At 52.6% G+C, this 3,554-nt stretch carries 3 protein-coding genes and 1 pseudogene; all 4 read left to right on the top strand.

The genetic code is table 11. The features are described from left to right. The first annotated feature begins 325 nt into the window (after positions 1-325). Positions 326-697 carry a 30S ribosomal protein S12 gene (locus tag J7M22_13950; GenBank protein MCD6507707.1) on the top strand — a complete coding sequence of 124 codons (372 nt, stop codon included), beginning with the start codon at positions 326-328 and terminating at the stop codon, positions 695-697. Between the two features lie 23 nt (positions 698-720). Then, positions 721-1,191 carry a 30S ribosomal protein S7 gene (gene rpsG, locus J7M22_13945; protein ID MCD6507706.1) on the top strand — a complete coding sequence of 157 codons (471 nt, stop codon included), beginning with the start codon at positions 721-723 and terminating at the stop codon, positions 1,189-1,191. A 10-nt stretch (positions 1,192-1,201) separates the two neighbouring features. Further along, positions 1,202-3,335: pseudogene (fusA, locus tag J7M22_13940) on the top strand (elongation factor G). Between the two features lie 92 nt (positions 3,336-3,427). Further along, positions 3,428-3,554 (top strand): elongation factor Tu (tuf, locus tag J7M22_13935; protein MCD6507705.1); only part of this gene is annotated, 127 nt, incomplete at its 3' end.

Below are 3,554 nucleotides of genomic sequence, written 5' to 3'. Positions count from 1 at the left end.
GAGAAGATGAAAAGATTTGATTCTTTTTCGGCCTTTGGGGCCGGGAGGGGAGATTTTACCCTTATCAAAGCGTTGAAAAGCCCTGGTTACCGGCGTGTGCTTGACAATCCAAGGTCGTTTTGCTATACTTATGCACCTGATGATGCCCTTATCTGGGTTTATGGTTTTGGCTAGCTGGGAGTTAAACTCCTAAGGTGGAAAGGAGGGGCTGCCCGACGAGAAAGTGCTAGATTGCTTCGCACAGAGAGCATTTAACTCGGTAAGTAGTCAGCCCCTTTTCGGGGCTTTATTTTTGCCAGGATAAATCCTAAGAGGTGTTGATGAGATGCCAACGATAAACCAGTTGGTGAGAAAGGGAAGAAAGAAGGTAGAGGAGAAAAGCAAATCGCCGGCGCTTGAGGGATGTCCTCAAAGGAGAGGGGTTTGTCTGCAAGTCAGAACCATGACCCCGAAGAAGCCGAACTCCGCCCTGAGAAAGGTTGCTCGAGTCAGGCTCACCAACGGCAGGGAAGTGCTGGCGTATATCCCGGGTATAGATCATAACCTCCAAGAGCATTCCATCGTTCTGGTTCGGGGTGGAAGGGTCAAAGATCTGCCCAACGTCCGGTATCATATCATAAGGGGAACCCTCGATTGCGCTGGGGTTGAAGGCCGAAGACAGGGCCGTTCCAAATACGGAGCTAAAAGGCCCAAATAGGATAATGAGAGAGGGTATTTGATATGCCAAGGCGCAAGATTAAGGTAAAGAGAGAGATAGCTCCCGATCCCAGATATAACAGCGTTTTAGTGGCGAAATTTATAAACAAGTTGATGCGAGAGGGCAAGAAAAGCTTGGCTCAGAGGATATTCTATGAAAGCCTGGAGATAGTGGGCAAAAGAACCGGTGAAGACCCGCTTCAGATCTTCTTCCAGGCGGTGGAAAACGTGAAGCCCGTTTTAGAGGTTAGAACCAGGCGTGTGGGCGGGGCCAACTATCAGGTCCCGGTTGAGGTCAGACCCGAAAGGCAGATACATCTGGCCTTAAAATGGATCATAGACAGCGCCCGAGCCCGGTTCGGTAGAAGCATGCAGGAGAAGCTGGCCGCTGAGATCCTGGACGCTTACAGGAATGAAGGGGCGGCCATAAAGAAAAAACAGGATACACATAGAATGGCGGAGGCGAACAGGGCTTTCGCACACTATAGGTGGTAGATACGAAATGATGAAGGCGGTTCAAAGCACAAAACTGAAGATAGAGGGAAGACCTTATCCGCTTGAGCGGGTTCGCAACATCGGAATCGCTGCACACATCGATGCTGGTAAGACCACTGTCACGGAGAGGATCTTATTCTACACCGGAAGGGTCCATCGGATGGGAGAGGTACATGAGGGAAAAGCGAGCATGGACTGGATGGATCTGGAGCAGGAACGCGGCATAACCATATCATCCGCGGCCACCACTTGCTGGTGGAAGGAGCATAGGATCAATCATCGACACCCCCGGTCACGTCGATTTCACGGTGGAGGTGGAGCGCTCGCTTAGGGTTCTGGACGGAATGGTGGCGATCTTCTGCGCGGTCGGCGGCGTGGAACCTCAGTCCGAAACCGTCTGGAGGCAAGCCGATAGATACGGGGTGCCCAGAATCGCCTTCATCAATAAGATGGACAGGGTGGGAGCCAATTTCTATAGGGTCTTAGAGATGATCTCATCCAGGCTGAACGCCACTCCAGTCCCTCTCCAGATACCGATAGGATCCGAGGATGAATTTGAGGGCGTTATAGATCTCATAGATATGAAAGCGTTTTACTGGGACCAGGAGAGCCTCGGGGCGATCATGCATGAAAGCCCGATACCGTTAGACCTGGAAGGGCGCGCTTGGGAATATAGGGAGATGATGCTGGAGGCGATCGCTGATCTGGACGACTCGATCATGGAGAAGTACCTGGAGGAAGAGGAGATAACGGCTGATGAGATAAAGGAGACGATCAGGAAAGGGACCATAGGGCGAAAGATCGTCCCCGTTCTGTGCGGAGCTGCCCTGAAAAATAAAGGGATCCAACCTCTTCTGGACGCCGTAGTGCGGTATTTACCTTCTCCAGCGGATGTGCCCTCGATAAAGGGCACCAACCCGATTACAAATGAGGAAGAGCGGAGGATGGCCAGCGACGATGAACCTTTTGCAGCCCTGACGTTCAAGGTTATGATGGACCCGCACGTGGGCAAGCTGGCCTTTATAAGGGTCTACTCCGGCTCCGTCAGCACCGGCGATATAGTATACGTGGCGAATAAGAACGGAAAGGCACGTATTGGAAGGTTGCTTCAGGTACACGCCAACAAGCGCGAGGAGATAGACAGGGTTTATGCGGGCGATATCGCAGCGGCCATCGGACTTAAGGACGTGTCGACCGGAGATACGATATGTGACGCCGCCTTCCCCATCGTGCTCGAGCCGATGAACATACCTGCTCCGGTCATGACGGTGGCCATCGAGCCGAAGACCAGGGCCGATAAGGAGAAGCTCATAGAGGCCCTAGGCAGATTGGCCGAGGAGGACCCATCGTTTAAGGTGGGAACCGATCCGGAGACGGGCCAGACGGTGATATCCGGAATGGGCGAGCTACATCTGGAGATCATAGTCGCAAGGCTTATCAGGGAATACGGAATCGAGGCGAACGTCGGAAAACCACAGGTCGCCTATAGGGAGACGATCAAAGGGATCGCCCAGGCTGAGGGGAGGTTCGTCAAGCAGAGCGGCGGAAGAGGCCAATATGGCCATGTGATCCTCCAGGTCTATCCACTGGAGAGGGGGAGGGGATTTGAGTTCATCGACGCCACGAAGGGCGGGGTTATCCCTAAGGAGTTCATACCAGCTATAGAGAAAGGGATTAAGGAGGCGATGGCCTCCGGACCGCTCGCCGGATATCAGGTCGTAGATGTAGGCGTCAAACTCCTGGATGGGTCACATCACGAGGTCGATTCGTCGGAGATGGCCTTTTCAATCGCTGCATCCATCGCCTTCAAGAAGGCCGTCGAGAAAGCTGGTTTAACCGTGCTCGAACCGGTAATGTCGGTAGAGGTGACCTTGCCTCAAACATATCTGGGTGAGGTCATCGCCGATCTCAACTCGCGCAGGGCACATATATTCGACACCGAGCTAGTGCCTGATACCGATATCAGGGTTATTAAGGCTGAGGCGCCCCTCTCGGAGATGTTCGGATATGTTCAAACGCTTCGCTCGCGGACCCAGGGGAGAGCTACCTACACCATGCAGTTCTCCCATTATGAGGAGGTGCCTCGAGAACTGCAAGATAAACTGGTATCCTTCTCAGAGAATCCGTCGCACGTTCAACGTTGAACGTTAATACGTTCAACGGATTATAGCAATTTCTATGATTCTGTGGTTGCAGAAACTGAAAAATTTCATTTCATTCAAAGGAGAAGAGGGAGATGGCAAAGCCGAAGTTTGAGCGGACGAAACCCCATGTCAACGTGGGGACAATTGGTCACGTCGACCACGGCAAGACCACACTGACAGCAGCGATAACCAGAGTGCTGTCCAACTACGGTCTTGCAG

The organism is Candidatus Poribacteria bacterium, assembly GCA_021162805.1.
In the GTDB taxonomy this organism is placed as follows: domain Bacteria; phylum Poribacteria; class WGA-4E; order B28-G17; family B28-G17; genus JAGGXZ01.
This window is presented reverse-complemented; position numbering and strand designations above follow the sequence as displayed.